The 14,617-nt window shown below is 70.9% G+C and carries 9 protein-coding genes; 5 read left to right on the top strand and 4 right to left on the bottom strand.

Annotated elements, in window-relative coordinates; all coding sequences use genetic code 11:
• Positions 1-23 precede the first annotated feature (23 nt).
• A complete protein-coding gene (locus tag BM342_RS14425) occupies positions 24-545 on the top strand; it encodes a gluconokinase (RefSeq protein WP_092967390.1) in 522 nt (173 codons plus the stop codon).
• A 45-nt stretch (positions 546-590) separates the two neighbouring features.
• On the opposite strand, the gene BM342_RS14430 is transcribed toward BM342_RS14425, so the two are convergent.
• Together BM342_RS14430 and BM342_RS14435 are read right to left on the bottom strand one after the other, a co-directional pair.
• Positions 591-2,660, bottom strand: a complete 2,070-nt coding sequence (locus BM342_RS14430) for a hypothetical protein (RefSeq protein ID WP_092967392.1) — start codon at positions 2,658-2,660, stop codon at positions 591-593.
• A gap of 141 nt (positions 2,661-2,801) precedes the next feature.
• Complete coding sequence (locus BM342_RS14435) at positions 2,802-3,095, bottom strand: putative antibiotic biosynthesis monooxygenase (protein WP_177232209.1); 294 nt, start codon at positions 3,093-3,095, stop codon at positions 2,802-2,804.
• 107 nt (positions 3,096-3,202) lie between these two features.
• Between BM342_RS14435 and BM342_RS14440 the strand changes: the two genes are divergently transcribed.
• Together BM342_RS14440 and BM342_RS14445 are read left to right on the top strand one after the other, a co-directional pair.
• Complete coding sequence (locus tag BM342_RS14440) at positions 3,203-3,829, top strand: TetR/AcrR family transcriptional regulator (RefSeq protein WP_092967394.1); 627 nt, start codon at positions 3,203-3,205, stop codon at positions 3,827-3,829.
• Positions 3,830-4,044: 215 nt separating this feature from the next.
• Complete coding sequence (locus BM342_RS14445) at positions 4,045-6,585, top strand: DEAD/DEAH box helicase (RefSeq protein ID WP_092967396.1); 2,541 nt, start codon at positions 4,045-4,047, stop codon at positions 6,583-6,585.
• A gap of 30 nt (positions 6,586-6,615) precedes the next feature.
• Here the strand turns inward: BM342_RS14445 and BM342_RS14450 are convergent, their stop codons facing one another.
• Positions 6,616-7,194 carry a sugar O-acetyltransferase gene (locus BM342_RS14450; protein ID WP_092967398.1) on the bottom strand — a complete coding sequence of 193 codons (579 nt, stop codon included), beginning with the start codon at positions 7,192-7,194 and terminating at the stop codon, positions 6,616-6,618.
• A gap of 24 nt (positions 7,195-7,218) precedes the next feature.
• Positions 7,219-8,169: an EamA family transporter gene (locus BM342_RS14455; protein WP_092967400.1), complete on the bottom strand. Its 951-nt coding sequence runs from the start codon at positions 8,167-8,169 to the stop codon at positions 7,219-7,221.
• Positions 8,170-8,318: 149 nt separating this feature from the next.
• Here BM342_RS14455 and BM342_RS14460 point away from each other — a divergent pair, with 149 nt between their 5' ends.
• Positions 8,319-9,671, top strand: coding sequence for a DUF1254 domain-containing protein (locus BM342_RS14460; RefSeq protein WP_092967402.1), 1,353 nt, complete (start codon positions 8,319-8,321; stop codon positions 9,669-9,671).
• 277 nt (positions 9,672-9,948) lie between these two features.
• Positions 9,949-14,538, top strand: coding sequence for an ExeM/NucH family extracellular endonuclease (locus tag BM342_RS14465; protein ID WP_255368824.1), 4,590 nt, complete (start codon positions 9,949-9,951; stop codon positions 14,536-14,538).
• Positions 14,539-14,617 lie beyond the last annotated feature (79 nt).

The following is a 14,617-nucleotide window of genomic DNA, read 5'->3' on the forward strand; positions in this document are numbered from 1 at the left end:
TGCTTCGCAGGCAAGATGGTGGGATGACCCACACCGCGCCCCTCATCGTCGTCATGGGCGTGTCCGCCGTCGGCAAGTCCACGATCGGCTCCGGCATCGCCGAACGACTCGGCGTGCCGTTCCGCGACGCCGACGACCTGCACCCCGCGGCGAACGTCGAGAAGATGCGCGCGGGCAGCCCGCTCGACGACGACGACCGGTGGCCCTGGCTCGACATCGTCGGCGGCGAGATGCAGGCCTCCGCGGCATCCGGGCTGGTAATGGCGTGCTCGGCGCTGCGCCGGGTCTACCGCGACCGACTGCGCGCGCAGGCGCCCGCGATCGCGTTCGTGCACCTGCATGCCGACGACGCCGTGCTCACCGCTCGGGCAGCAGGCCGCAGCGGGCACTTCATGCCCCCGAGCCTGCTCGCCTCGCAGCTCGCGACGCTCGAGCCGCTCGGCGGCGACGAGCTCGGACTCGTGGTCGACGTCGACGCGACCGTCGAGGACATCGTCGACCGTGCGGTCGCCGGGCTCGCGGGCATCGGGGTCGTCTCGGCGTAGCCGGCCGAGGGAGCGCGCGGGCCGAGCGGCCCGCGCGATCGTGCGTCAGGCCCGGCTCGGGGCGGGTGCGACCGCGGACTTCGGCTTCGGCCGCCAGCCGTGGAACAGGTACGCCCACGACACCGCCCACGGCCCGACCGGATCCAGGAACGTCCGGCGCTGCGCGAGCAGGTCGGTGTAGGCCGTGCTGCGGCGGGCGAAGCTCAGCGACAGCGGCTCCGAGGCGGCCTCGATGATGGCCTTGACCTCGGCGACGCTCGTGCGTGCGGGAACCACGACCGGCGCCGGTGCGAACCGCGCCTCGAGGAACGCGAACGCCGCGACGATGACGAATCCCACGATGAGCAGCAGCTGCCACTCCGGAGCGACCGGCATCCACTGGTACAGGGCGAACCAGACGACGAACGCGGCGCCGACGACGTAGATCAGCCTCGGCAGGCTCGTCAGCCCGAGCCACCATCCGACCGACAGCGGGCATCGGTCCCAGAGCAGCGTGCGTTCGACGTAGCCCGTGATCACCTGGTTGAGCCAGATCAGGAGGGCGGCGACGAGGGCCGACGAGATGACCCAGCCCCAGCCCGTGAGGTGGCCGCCGTCGTGGAGGAAGCCCATGCCGCCCGCGACGTCGGGCGCCGCATCCGATCCGTTGAACCGGTCGCCGATCCACGCGATCGGGCTCGCGATCGCGATGATCGCGCTCGTGAAGAACGCCGAGACGGCGACGATGCCCGGGAGCAGCACCGCGATCACGACGGCGGCGATCATGTTCGTGCCGAGGGACTTCTTGTTGATGACGTTGAGGCGGTTCTCGATGTAGGCGACCTCCGGGCCCGGCCCGGGCAGGTCGGGGCCGAGCAGGTTCCGGATCGTCGGCTCGACGACCTGCAGCGTGTTCTTGTAGTAGTACGAGTGGTCGAGGAACGGCTGGCTCACGTTGTGCACGGCGTGCTCCTCGGGCCCGAGGGCATCGCTCGCCATGCGCGGGAAGTACGACGCGCGCCACCGCTCCCTGGCCCGGCCTGAGGTGTCGGCGATCGGCCCGGCCGAGAAGGGGTCCCAGATCGCCCAGTGGTTGGCCCATGCGACCGGCTGCGCCTGGCCTTCGCGACGATCGAGCCAGTTCTGCACCGGCGTGTACACGTCGCTGCGCCCGCGCCACTGCTCGCGCCCGAGCAGGCTGACCGCCGCGCCGACGGTCGTGAGCTGTCGCACGTTGTAGGCGTTCGGGTCCATCTCCTCGAAGAGCGTGAACGTCGAGACCGCCGCGCCCTGCGAATGCGCGAAGACGTGCACGTCGCCGTCGCCGACGAGTTGCTTGGCCCGGCCGACGGCATCGCGCACGACGAGCCGCATCGCGCTCGCCCGCACGGGCGTCTCCTTCCAGGCCGTGACGTCGCCGATCGACCCGGCGAGTCCCTGGATGACGTCGCCTGCGGCCTTCTTGAACGCCGGGATCAGCAGCAGCGGACTGATCAAGGGCAGGATCGGCGTGAGCACGACGGCCAGCAGCGTGACGAACACGGCGACCGGCAGGTACACGGCGAATCCGACGACGAGCCGAACGAGGTCGAACACGAAGGTGAGCGCCTTCGAGCGCAGGGCGAGGCGCTTGCGGGGCATCCGGGGGTGCTCGATCAGCGTGTACCAGGGCAGCAGCACCATCGTCGCCCAGAACAGGCGCAGCATGCGGGTGATCGCGCGCCACATGAACGGCGCCGCCCACCGGAAGATCTGGGCCGTGCCCAGCGGCACGAAGGCCTCGGACCAGCGGGCCTCGATGATCGCGACGCGTTTCGTGATCGACTCGACCGGTGCACCGGGCTGCGCGTCCGGGGCGCGACGCTTCGGGAACGTCACGGTCGCGCTGATGAGCGGAGCGTCGCCTGCGAGGTCCGACGAGTCGAGGCGCACGCCCGACGCGTCGTCGGCACCGTAGACCTGGTCGCGGGTCATCCAGTCCATGCGCGCGAGGATCGGCTCCGCCCATTCGAGCAGGATCTGGCTGCGGGTCGCCTCGCCCATGCCGTGCACGAGCACCAGTGCGACGTCGTAGGAGCCCTCGGACTGCTGGGCGGCGGTGGCGTCGCGGGCTTCGGTGGCGGGGGAGAGACGCATGGCAGCCTCCTGGGCTCGCGGACGCGATCGGTGCAGGTCGATCCGACGGTAGCGCTGCGGGCGAGCCCTCGACAAGGGAGATCCCCGGAATTCCGGGCCTGCACTGACCTCTATGCGCGTGACGGATGCCGCGGGCGGGCGTCAGGCTCGGCGCGAAGCAAATCGGCGGGCGAGGCCGCCGTGCACCTTGAGCAGCTGCGGGACCACGAGGTACACGGCGAGCGGCACGACGACGATCGTGAGCGCGAATGCCCGGAGCGCCGGGGGCCAGGTCTCGGCGAACGGGGCGATCGCCGTGAGGCCGAGCGTCACGAGCGGGAAGATCGCGATCCAGGTGAGCAGCGCGCGCACGTGGATCGACGGCGGCCGGACGGTCGACGCGCTCGGGGCCGTCGTGGCGGTCGCGACGGGCGTGGGGTTTTGCGTGGTGGTCATGAGGTCTCCTTTGCCAACTGTTCGGTTGGTTCCAACTGAACGGTTGCTATTGAAGCACTCCCACGGGCTTTCTGCAACCACGCAGTTGGAATTGCTAGACTCGCGCCATGGCGTGGGACACCGAACGGACGAAGCGGCTGCTGCTCGACGCGGCGACGGCCGAGTTCAGCGAGCACGGACTCGCGGGCGGGCGCATCGATCGCATCGCCACGGCCGCCGGGGTGAACAAGGAACGCATCTACCAGTACTTCGGCAAGAAGGACGACCTGTTCGCCGCCGTGCTCAATGCGCAACTGCGCGACTCGATGGACGCCGTCGCCATGGACGGCGAGGGGCCCGAAGCTGCGGGCGACTACGCCGGCCGGCTCTTCGACCACCACCTCGCCGACGGCGTCATCCCCCGTCTCGTGTTCTGGGAGGGACTCGAACGTGCCGAACTCGCGGCCGTCGACACCACCCGCGCCGAGTACCACCGCACCAAGGTCGACCGATTTCGGCAGATGCTGCCCGGCCTCGACCACGCGGCCGCGGGCGAGCTCCTGCTGACCCTCGTGTCGTTGGTGAATGCGTGGCCGGTGCTCTCGCACCTCGACGTGCTCATCGCCGGCGGCGACCGCGGCCCCGATGACCGCAGCACGGCAGCCCGCACGGCCGCCCGGCGAGCCGCGCTCGTGCGCACGATCGAGGTGCTGGCGCGCGACGCCCAGCTCGCTGCGGCCTCCGCACACGCGTGAGCGCGACGGACCCAGCGCCCGCCCAGCCGGATCTCAGGGTTGTCCCTGAGGTGCGGCATCCGTCGTCGCTCGTAGAGTGAACTCGATCGCACGACGCGGACCGCAGGGGGAACTGTCACCGCCGGTGCGATCGTGAGCCGGCCGGCTCCCCGCCCGAAACGCGGAGCAGGCCGGCTCCCCCATTTTCCGGGCCGATCATGCGGCAGACTCGAGGGATGACCCAGTCCCTTCTCGAGCGAGCGCCCCGTCCCTACGACGCCGACGAGATGTACGTCGCCTTCGTGGATTGGGCCGAGAGCCGGGGTCTCGCGCTCTACCCCGCGCAGGACGAGGCGGTCATCGAGATCGTCTCGGGCGCGAACCTGATCCTGTCGACGCCGACCGGCACGGGCAAGTCGCTCGTCGCGGTCGCCGCCCACGCGGCATCCGTCGCCGCCGGAGGCCGCACCTACTACACGGCACCGATCAAGGCGCTCGTGAGCGAGAAGTTCTTCCAGCTCGCCGACATCTTCGGGGCGGCGAACGTCGGCATGGTCACGGGCGACAGCTCGGTGAACCCCGACGCCCCGATCATCTGCTGCACGGCCGAGATCCTCGCGAACCTCGCGCTGCGGCACGGCGCCGACGCCGACGTCGACCAGGTCGTGATGGACGAGTTCCACTACTACGGCGACCCCGACCGCGGCTGGGCGTGGCAGGTGCCGCTGCTGCTGCTGCCGAAGGCCCAGTTCGTGCTCATGTCGGCCACGCTCGGCGACGTCACGGCCATCGCCGAGGACCTGACCCGGCGCACGGGCCGGCCGACCGCACGCGTGACGGGCGTCGAGCGCCCGGTTCCGCTGCACTACTCCTACGCGAAGACGCCCGTGCAGGAGACCGTCGAAGAGCTGCTCGACACCCGCCAGGCGCCCGTCTACATCGTGCACTTCTCGCAGGCCGCCGCCATGGAGCGTGCTCAGGCGCTGTCGTCGATCCGCGTCGTCACGCGCGAGCAGCGCGGCGAGATCGCCGAGGCCATCGGCGGGTTCCGCTTCACGACCGCGTTCGGCAAGACGCTCTCGCGCCTCGTGCGGGCGGGCATCGGGGTGCACCACGCGGGCATGCTGCCGCGCTACCGACGCCTCGTCGAGACGCTCGCCCAGCGCGGCCTGCTGCGCGTGATCTGCGGCACCGACACGCTCGGCGTCGGCATCAACGTGCCCATCCGATCGGTGCTCATCACGGCGCTCACGAAGTTCGACGGCCAGAAGATGCGCCAGCTCAGCGCGCGCGAGTTCCATCAGATCGCCGGTCGCGCCGGGCGCGCGGGCTACGACACCGCGGGCACGGTCGTCGTGCTCGCCCCCGAGCACGAGATCGAGAACGAGGTCGCCGTGCGCAAGGCCGGCGACGACGCGAAGAAGCTCAAGCGCATCGTGCGCAAGAAGGCGCCGGCCGGGCAGATCACGTGGGGCGAGGCCTCCTACGACCGGCTCGTCGTCGCCGAGCCCGAGCCGCTCGTGCCGCAGCTGAAGCTCACCGCGGCGATGCTCATCAACGTCATCGGCCGCGGCGGCGACGTCGTCGGCGACATCCGCTCGCTCGTCTTCGACAACCACGAGACCCGCACGCGCCGGTTCGAGCTCGCACGTCGGGCGCTCGAGATCCTGCGCACCCTCGCCGATGCGGGCGTGGTCGAGCTGACACCGGATGCCGCGGCCGGGCCGCTCGGCGTGCGCGTGGCCCTCACGGTCGACCTGCAGCCTAACTTCGCGCTGAACCAGCCGCTCTCGCCGTTCGCGCTCGCCGCGATCGACCTGCTCGACCCCGAAGCCGAGCCCGGAACCGGCATCGGCACGGGCCACTACGCGCTCGACGTCGTGAGCATCATCGAGTCGACCCTCGACGACCCGCGCCCGATCCTCTCGCAGCAGCAGTTCAAGGCGCGCGGCGAGGCCGTGGCCGCCATGAAGCAGGAGGGCATCGAGTACGACCAGCGCATGGAACTGCTCGAGGAGGTCACCTGGCCGAAGCCGCTCGACGAGCTGCTCGCGCAGGCGTTCGAGACCTTCGCGTCGAGCCAGCCGTGGGTGCGCGACTTCGAGCTCTCGCCGAAGTCCGTGGTGCGAGACATGTTCGAGCGCAGCATGTCCTTCGGCGAGTACGTGTCGTTCTACCAGCTCGCCCGCAGCGAGGGCCTCGTGCTGCGCTATCTCTCCGACGCGTTCCGCGCCGTGCGCCAGACCGTGCCGAACGACGCGAAGACCGAGGAGCTGCTCGACCTCATCGAGTGGCTCGGCGAGCTCGTGCGCCAGGTCGACTCGAGCCTCGTCGACGAGTGGAACGAACTCGTCGACCCGAACGCCCACCTGCCCGAAGACGAGGCGGCCGTCGTGCCGCCCGCGCCGCCGTCGGTCGTGACGAACCGTCGCGCGTTCACCGTGCTCGTGCGCAACGAGCTGTTCCGCCGCGTGCAGCTGGCCGCCCTCCAGCGCGACGACGAGCTCGCCGCGCTCGACCCCGACGTCGACTGGCCCGAGGTGCTCGACCGCTACTACGACGACCACGACGAGCTCGGCACGGGCGCCGCCGCGCGCTCGCCCCAGCTCGTCGTCATCGACGAGTCGGATGCCGCGGCCGGCCTCTGGCGCGTCGAGCAGATCCTCGACGACCCGGCCGGCGACCACGACTGGCGCATCCGGGCCGAGGTCGACCTCGAGGCGTCGGCCGAGGAGGGCACGGCCGTCGTGCGCGTGACCGAGGTCGTGCGGCTCTAGCCCTGCCGTCGTCGACCGTCGGACGGAGACCTACCAGCGGCGGCGCACCGTGCCCTTCGGCCCGGCGACGAGGCTCGCCGCCGGAACGTCGTCGGCCACGACCGTGCCCGCCGCGATCACCGAGTCGCGGCCGATGCTGACGCCGGGCAGGATCGTCGCGCCTGCGCCGATCCACACGTTCTCGGCGACGTCGATGGGCGCGCCGCTGAGGAAGTGGCGGCGCTCGTCGGGGTCGACCGGATGTCCGACCGTGATGAACGCGGCCTTCGGCCCGACCATGACGCCCTCGCCCAGGCGGATGCCGGCGTAGTCGAGGAACGTGCAGTTCTGGTTGATGAAGACGCGCTCGGCGAGCTCGAGCCGCAGGCCGTGGTCGGTGAAGAACGGCGGGAGGATCGTGACCCGCGGCGCAAGCGGGCGACCGAGGATCTGCTCGAGCAGTCGCGCCCTGCCCGCCTCGTCGTCGAACGGCAGCACGTTCAGGCGCGAGGTCAACCCGGTCACCTCCAGCACCCGTCGGTTCATGGCCGTGAACTCCTCGCCGAGCACGCGCTCGCCCTGCGCGAGCATCGCGGCGTCGTGGATCGGCATCAAGCGGTCGGCGTCCATCCGACGATTCTCGCGCAGCGGCCCTCAGGCCAGGGCGAGCATCGCCGCCGCCGCGAGGGCGAGCACGAGCCCCGCCCACTGCACCGGGGCGATGCGCTCGCGCAGCACGAGCGCGGCGAGCAGGATCGTGCCCGCCGGGTACATCGCGCCGAGCACGGCGGCGATCGAGAGGTCTCCGGCGCGGATGCCGAAGAGCAGCAGCGCGTTCGCCGTGGCGTCGACCACGCCGCAGGCCACGGCGAGTCGGATGCCGGCGGCGAGGGCCGGGCGGGCCGCACGCGGCATCCGCCCGCCCGAAGCGTCGGCGGTGAGGCCGGCGGACGGCCTGGTGACGGCACCCGCATCGACCACCGCGCGGACACGCCGTGCCCGAGCCGCCGCGACGACGGCCACGATCGCGACCGCCGCGAACATGAGCGCCGCGTTGACCCCCCGATTCAGGATCAGGGGCACGATGCCGCTCTCGTCGCTCGTCTGGTCGATCGCGATGTAGAAGCCGCCGATCGCGGCGCCCGAGCCGACCGCCATGAGGATGCCGCGGAGCGACGGCCGCACCGCGCCGCGTTCGGGCACGAAGCCCACGAGCACGACGGCGACGAGCGCGAGACCGAGACCCCAGTACCCGATCGGGCCGAACCGCTCGCCGCCGACCACGAGCCCGTAGAGCACCGGCACGATCGCCGAGACCACGGCCGTCGTGGGCGACAGGATGCTCATCGGGCCGATCGCGAGGCAGGCGTAGAGCAGGGCGATGCCGATGCAGCCGACCACGCCGGAGATCGCACCCCAGAGCACGTCGTGCGCGGTCCACTCGCCGCCGAGCAGCGGCAGCGCGAGCAGCAGCAGCACGACCCCCGACAGGGCGGCGACGGCGGTCGCGAGGAGCGCGCTGATGCGCTTCGCGGCGAGCCCGCCCAGGAAGTCGGCTGCGCCGAACACGAGCGCGCCCGTGAGCGAGAAGACGGCGGTGAGCATGAGGCCCAATCGTAGCGACGAGGGGCTCGCCAGACCGCGGTGCGGACTGCCGGCCCACGGCACGCCGACGATGCGACGGTCGACCGATCCCGCCGTCGGCACGGGTAGCGTCGGACGAGGCTCGACGACGCTCTGGGGGATGGAACGACATGACCGATTCGCACGAGGCCGTGGTGCCCGCCGCCGCACAGGTGATCGAGGCGTACCTGTACGGGTTCCCGCTGGTGTTCAACCTCGACCAGGTCGCCCGGTACGTCGCGACCGGCGTCGGGGGGAATCCGGCCGCGCCGTTCAACACCTTCAGCCACGCGCGCGTGCTCGCCGGGCCCGAGGACACGTTCGTCACGATCAACAACGACACGGTCTACTCGATGGCGCAGCTCGACCTCGGAGTCGGCCCCGTCGCCCTGCATGTGCCGGACACCGCCGGCCGTTACTACGTCCTGCAGTTCGTGGACGCCTGGACCGACAACTTCGCCTACGTGGGGCACCGGGCCACCGGCACTGGCGCCGGGGACTTCCTGCTCGTCCCGCCCGGGTGGCAGGGCGACGCGCCGACGGGGCACACGGTCATCCGGTTCCCGACCGTGGTCGCCTCGATCGTCGGCCGCTGGGCCGTGGCCGGCGACGACGACCTCCCCGCAGTGCACGCGCTCCAGGACGCGACGACGCTCACGCCGCTCGACCCCACGGCCACGCCGGTCGGCCTGGCCCGGCTCGACCCCGGCGTGCCCGAGGAGCTCGCGTTCCTCGAGAAGCTCCGCGTGTGGTCCCAGCAGTTCCCGCCCGCGGAACGGGATCGGCCGCTGCTCGCGTCGCTCGCGCCCCTCGGCGTGACGCAGGCGGGCGCGTCGCCGTTCCGGTCGCTCGGGGCCGAGGCAGTCGCCGAGCTCGCCACGGCCCTCGAGCACGCCGCCGGGGTGCTCCGCGAGGGGTTGCAGTCGGGAAGCAGTCCGGAGCAGAACGGGTGGAAGCTCACGTTCCACGCCTTCGACTACAACCTCGACTACTTCGAGGTCGGTGCACTCGACGATGCGCGGTTCAAGATCTCCGACCCGAAGCAGCGCATCGTCGAGCGCGCGGCCGCGGCGCTCGCCGGGCTGTGGGGAAACCACGCGTACGAGGCGGCGTACATCATGACCTATCTCGATGATCGGGGAGCGAAGCTGACCGGCGCGAACACGTACACGCTCCGGCTCCTCCCGACGCCACCCGTCTCGGCCTTCTGGTCGCTCACGATGTACTCGGTGCCCGACTTCTTCCTGGTCGCGAACCCGATCGATCGCTACTCGATCGGCGATCGCACGCCGGGCGTCGTGCTCGACGACGACGGGGGCCTCACGATCACCATCAGCCACGAGCGGCCGACCGACGAGCAGGCGGCTGCGAACTGGCTTCCGAGCCCGGCCGGCGAGTTCCGGCCGGTCATGCGCATGTACGAGCCCGATCCGGTGATCCTCGAGGGCGGCTACGAGTTCCCGCCGATCACCAGGATCTCCTAGGCGTCGGTCGCCCGAGCCGCGACGTGCAGCCGGCCATCATACTCTGCCGAATCGCACAAGGTTCACCGGTGAATCTGCTCATCTGAGCACCGGAAATCGGTGCCGGCGCTCGCGTGCGCGGCGAATCGTAAACGCTGCATGAAATCGGGTCTCCGATTCGCGGCAACCCCTTGGCAGGGGCACAGGGCGCTCATAGGCTGACGCCCGAATGCCCCCTCACGGGGCACACGGCCGTGCCGCGGTTCGAGCGGTGCGACACGAGACTCAGGGGAGTGTCATGCAGGGTGGTCGAAGGATCCATCGCCTGTCTGCCGCAGCGGTCACAGCCGCAGCGGCACTGACCGTCGGATTGCTGGGAGCGCCACCGGCGTTCGCCGCGACCGACGGTTCGGGCGTCGTCATCAACGAGGTCTACGCGCGAGGCGGCAGTGCCGGCCAGCCGTTCACGAACAAGTTCGTCGAGCTCTACAACCCGACGAACTCGGCGGTCTCGCTCGCGGGCTGGTCGCTCCAGTACCGCTCGGCCACCGGCACGGGTGCAGCATCGGGTGTGGGAGCGCTCAGCGGCTCGATCCCGGCCAAGGGCTACTACCTCGTCTCGATGGGCACCAACGGCCCGGCCGGTGCAGCGCTTCCGACGCCCGACGCCACGACGGGGCTGAACCCGAGCGGCACGACCGGCTCGATCTTCCTGGCGAACGTCGCGACCGCGGTGAACCCGGGCACCGGCTCGATCGTGAACGCCCCGAACGTGGTCGACTTCGTCGGCTACGGGGCGTCCAACAGCTTCGAGGGCGCGCTCGCCGTGTACGGCGACGGCGTCGTCACGCCGGGGAACGGCGTGCCCGGCAGCCTCAACCGCGCCGGCGGCGTCGACACCGACGTCAACTCGGCCGACCTGAAGTTCAACGCGACCCCCACCCCGCAGAACTCCGGCGGCGGCTCGGTCGACCCCGAGCCCGAGCCCGAGCTCAAGACCATCGCCGAGGTCCAGGGCGACGGCGCCGCGAGCCCGCTCGTCGGCTCCACCGTGACCGTCGAGGGCGTCATCACCGCCGACTACCGCACGGGCGGCTACAACGGCGTGACCATCCAGACCCCCGGCCCCGACACGACGCCCGGCGCCTCCGACGGCGTCTTCGTCTTCGGCATGCCCGCCGTCGGCGCGGTCGGCGACCTCGTGCAGATCACCGGCGCCGTGAGCGAGTACTTCGGGCTCACCGAGATCACGGTGACGGATGCCGCGAACGCCGAGGTCGTGACCGCAGGCGTCGGCGTGCCCGATGCCCAGCCGCTGCCCGACACCCTCGTCGGCAACGCTCGCGAGGCGCTCGAGAGCATGCTCGTCGCACCGACCGGCACCTACCTGCTCTCGAGCACGCACGAGGTCTACAACTACGGCTCGCTGTGGATGGCCGCAGGCGGCTCGCTGCCCGTCAAGAGCACCGAGCAGGTCGACGCCGGAGCCGACGCGAACGCCATCGCCGCGGCCAACCGCGGCAAGCTGCTGATCCTCGACGACGGCTGGAACGCAGCCGTGACCTCCGCAGGGCACCCGGCCGAGCAGCCCTACCTGACGAAGGACCAGGTCGTGCGCAACGGCGACCGCGTGATCCTGCCCGCCACGCCCTACGTGCTGAGCTACGGCTTCGACGCGTGGCGCCTGCAGCCGACGGCTCCGATCGACAGCACGAGCCCCGCATCCGTGAAGCCCACGTTCGAGACGCTGAACCCGCGGGTCGAGACCGCGCCCGAGGTGGGCGGCGACATCCAGGTCGGCGTCTTCAACGTGCTGAACTACTTCACGACCCTCTCGAGCGAGAACTCGAACGCACGCGGCGCCGCCACGGCTGAGGAGTTCGCCCTCCAGGAGACGAAGATCGTGAAGGCCATCAAGGCACTGAACGCCGAGGTCGTCGCCCTCCAGGAGATCGAGAACTCGTTCAAGCTGGGCGAGGAGCGCGACGAGGCGACCGCGACGCTCGTGGCCGCCCTGAACGAGGCCGAGGGCTCCGACGTCTGGGCGTTCGTCCCGACGCCCGCCGTGCTCACCGCAGCGACGACCGACTTCATCCAGAGCGCGATCATCTACCGCACCGACGCCGTCACCCCCAAGGGCGACGCGCAGACCGTGGTCGACGAGAGCGTCTGGGGCAACGCCCGCGAGCCGATCGGCCAGGTCTTCGAGCTGCCGAACGGCAACGACTTCTCGGTCGTCGCCAACCACTTCAAGTCGAAGAGCGGAACGGGCACCCAGCCCGCAGACGGCCAGGGGTTCTTCAACGCCGACCGCGTCGCGCAGGCGCAGTCGCTCCTGACGCTCGCCGACTCGCTCGCCGACGAGGCCGGCGAGGTGTTCCTGCTCGGCGACTTCAACTCGTACGCCGAAGAGGACCCGATCCAGGTGCTCACCGAGGCCGGCTACAGCGACCTGCTGCCCGACCTCACCGACGACCAGTACACCTACACGTTCGACGGCGAGCTCGGCTCGCTCGACCACGCGCTCGGCAACGCCGCGGCCGTGCAGGGCGTGACGGGCATCGGCCGCTGGGCGATCAACTCGCCCGAGTGGAGCGACCGCCAGTACGAGAACGGCTCGCCCGACGACTCGGTCTTCCGCTCGAGCGACCACGACCCCCAGGTCATCGGTCTCGACAGCTCGAAGCTCACCGACGTGGTCGACATCAGCGTGATGACGATCAACGACTTCCACGGCCGCATCGAGCAGTCCGCGCCCGCCGCGGGCGCCGCGGTGCTCGCGGGAGCCGCCGACGCCGTCCGCGCCGAGAACCCGAACACGGTCTTCGCCGCGGCGGGCGACCTCATCGGCGCCTCGACGTTCACGTCCTTCATCCAGAAGGACTCGCCGACGATCGCCGCGCTGAACGCGGCCGGTCTCGACGTGAGCGCCGCGGGCAACCACGAGTTCGACCAGGGCTGGGCCGACCTGCGCGACCGCGTGCAGAACGAGGCCGACTTCGAGTACATCAGCTCGAACGTCTTCCTCAAGGGCACCGACGAGACGGCCCTCGCGCCGTACTACACGCAGACCTTCGAGGGCGTCACGGTGGGCTTCATCGGCGCCGTCACCGAAGAGCTGCCGTCGCTCGTCAGCCCGGCCGGCATCGCCGACCTCGACGTTCGCCCGATCGTCGAGTCGGTCAACGCGCAGGCCGACAACCTCACCGACGGCGACCCCGCCAACGGCGAGGCCGACGTGCTGATCCTGCTCGTGCACGAGGGCGCGGCCACGGCCGCGAAGGAGGCCGTCACCGACGGCTCGGTGTTCGGCAAGATCGTCGCCGGCGTCGACCCCGAGGTCGACGCGATCGTCTCTGCGCACACGCACCTGCCGTACAACCACGTCGTCGACGGCCGCCCGGTCGTCTCGGCCGGCCAGTACGGCGAGCAGTTCGGCCTCATGAAGCTCGAGGTCGACGGCAAGACGAAGGAACTCGTCTCGATCACCAATGAGCTCAAGCCGCTCATGACGGTCGCGACGACGAACCCGCCGGTGCCCGCCAAGGCGCTCTACCCGGCCGACCCCGAGGTCGCGGCGATCGTCGCCGCTGCCACGGTGAAGGCCAACGAGCTCGGCGGCGTCAAGGTCGGCGACATCACGGCCGACTTCAACCGCGGCCAGATGCCCGGCAAGGACGCGAACGGCAACCCGATCACCGTCGAGGCGCGCGGTGCCGAGTCGACGATCGGCAACTTCGTCGCCGACGTGCAGCTCTGGGCCGCCAAGCAGGACGGCACGGCCGACATCGCGTTCATGAACCCCGGCGGCATGCGCACCGACCTGAAGTTCAAGAGCAGCGGTGCCGCCGACCCCGACGGCAACGTCACGTACCGCGAGGCCGCCAACGTGCAGCCGTTCGCGAACACCCTCTTCACCCAGACGCTCACGGGCGCCCAGGTCAAGCAGGTGCTCGAAGAGCAGTGGCAGCCCGCCGGCGCATCGCGTCCGTTCCTGAAGCTCGGCGTCAGCGCCGGACTCGAGGTCGTCTACGACCCGACCGCTGCGGCCGGATCGCACGTGACCCACGTCTCGCTGAACGGCGTCGAGCTCGACCCCGCAGCGAACTACAAGGTCGTGGCGAACTCGTTCCTCGCGGCCGGCGGTGACAACTTCTTCACCCTCGGCAAGGGAACCGGCCGCGCCGACACCGGCAAGGTCGACCTGCAGGCGATGGTGGACTGGTTCACTGCGAACAAGACGGCGACGCCCGACCTGGCGCAGCGCTCGGTGGGCCTGGTGCTGCCGGCTCCGGCCAACGGCACCGCCTACGTGCCCGGCGAGACGCTGACCCTCGCGCTCAGCTCGCTCGACTTCAGCACCACCGAGGTCGCCGCGGGCGAGGTCACCGTCTCGATCGGCGGCATCCCCGTCGGCACGGCGGCGGTCGACCGCACCGCGGTCGCCACCACCGACGAGGGCGGCCGCGCGTCGCTCACGATCACGATCCCCGAGGGCATCGACGGCGCGACCGCGCTCGAGATCGCCGTGGCCTCCACGAAGACCAGCGTGAGCGTGCCGATCACGGTCGACGCGCCCGAGCCGCAGGCTCCGGTCGCGACGATCACGGTCGGTGCGCCGAGCTCGCTGCTCGTGCGTGCCGGCAGCTCGGTCACCTACAAGGCGCAGGTGTTCGCGACCGACGGCTCCAAGCCGGTCGGCACGGTCCGGGTGTACGACGGGTCGAAGCTCGTCGGCACCGTCGAACTCACGGCAGCCCAGAACGGTCGCGTGAGCGTCAGCGTTCCGAAGCTGTCGCGCGGCCTGCACCTGCTGCGCGCCGAGTTCGACGGCACCGAGCCGTACACCGACTCGCGCATGTTCCAGATCCCCGTTCTGGCCTGGTGAATCGACGGAGGGCGGCGGGCCTCGTGCCCGCCGCCCTTCGGCGTATCCGGGGCCGTGCCGAGCGCCCGCCCTCGTCTAG

The organism is Agromyces sp. CF514 (assembly GCF_900113185.1).
Classification (GTDB): domain Bacteria; phylum Actinomycetota; class Actinomycetes; order Actinomycetales; family Microbacteriaceae; genus Agromyces.

Bases quoted from the DNA above. Each gene is read 5' to 3' on its own strand.
- BM342_RS14425 (WP_092967390.1), top strand. From the start codon at position 24: ATGACCCACACCGCGCCCCTCATCGTCGTCATGGGCGTGTCCGCCGTC.
- BM342_RS14430 (WP_092967392.1), bottom strand. From the start codon at position 2,660: ATGCGTCTCTCCCCCGCCACCGAAGCCCGCGACGCCACCGCCGCCCAG.
- BM342_RS14435 (WP_177232209.1), bottom strand. From the start codon at position 3,095: ATGACCACCACGCAAAACCCCACGCCCGTCGCGACCGCCACGACGGCC.
- BM342_RS14440 (WP_092967394.1), top strand. From the start codon at position 3,203: ATGGCGTGGGACACCGAACGGACGAAGCGGCTGCTGCTCGACGCGGCG.
- BM342_RS14445 (WP_092967396.1), top strand. From the start codon at position 4,045: ATGACCCAGTCCCTTCTCGAGCGAGCGCCCCGTCCCTACGACGCCGAC.
- BM342_RS14450 (WP_092967398.1), bottom strand. From the start codon at position 7,194: ATGGACGCCGACCGCTTGATGCCGATCCACGACGCCGCGATGCTCGCG.
- BM342_RS14455 (WP_092967400.1), bottom strand. From the start codon at position 8,169: ATGCTCACCGCCGTCTTCTCGCTCACGGGCGCGCTCGTGTTCGGCGCA.
- BM342_RS14460 (WP_092967402.1), top strand. From the start codon at position 8,319: ATGACCGATTCGCACGAGGCCGTGGTGCCCGCCGCCGCACAGGTGATC.
- BM342_RS14465 (WP_255368824.1), top strand. From the start codon at position 9,949: ATGCAGGGTGGTCGAAGGATCCATCGCCTGTCTGCCGCAGCGGTCACA.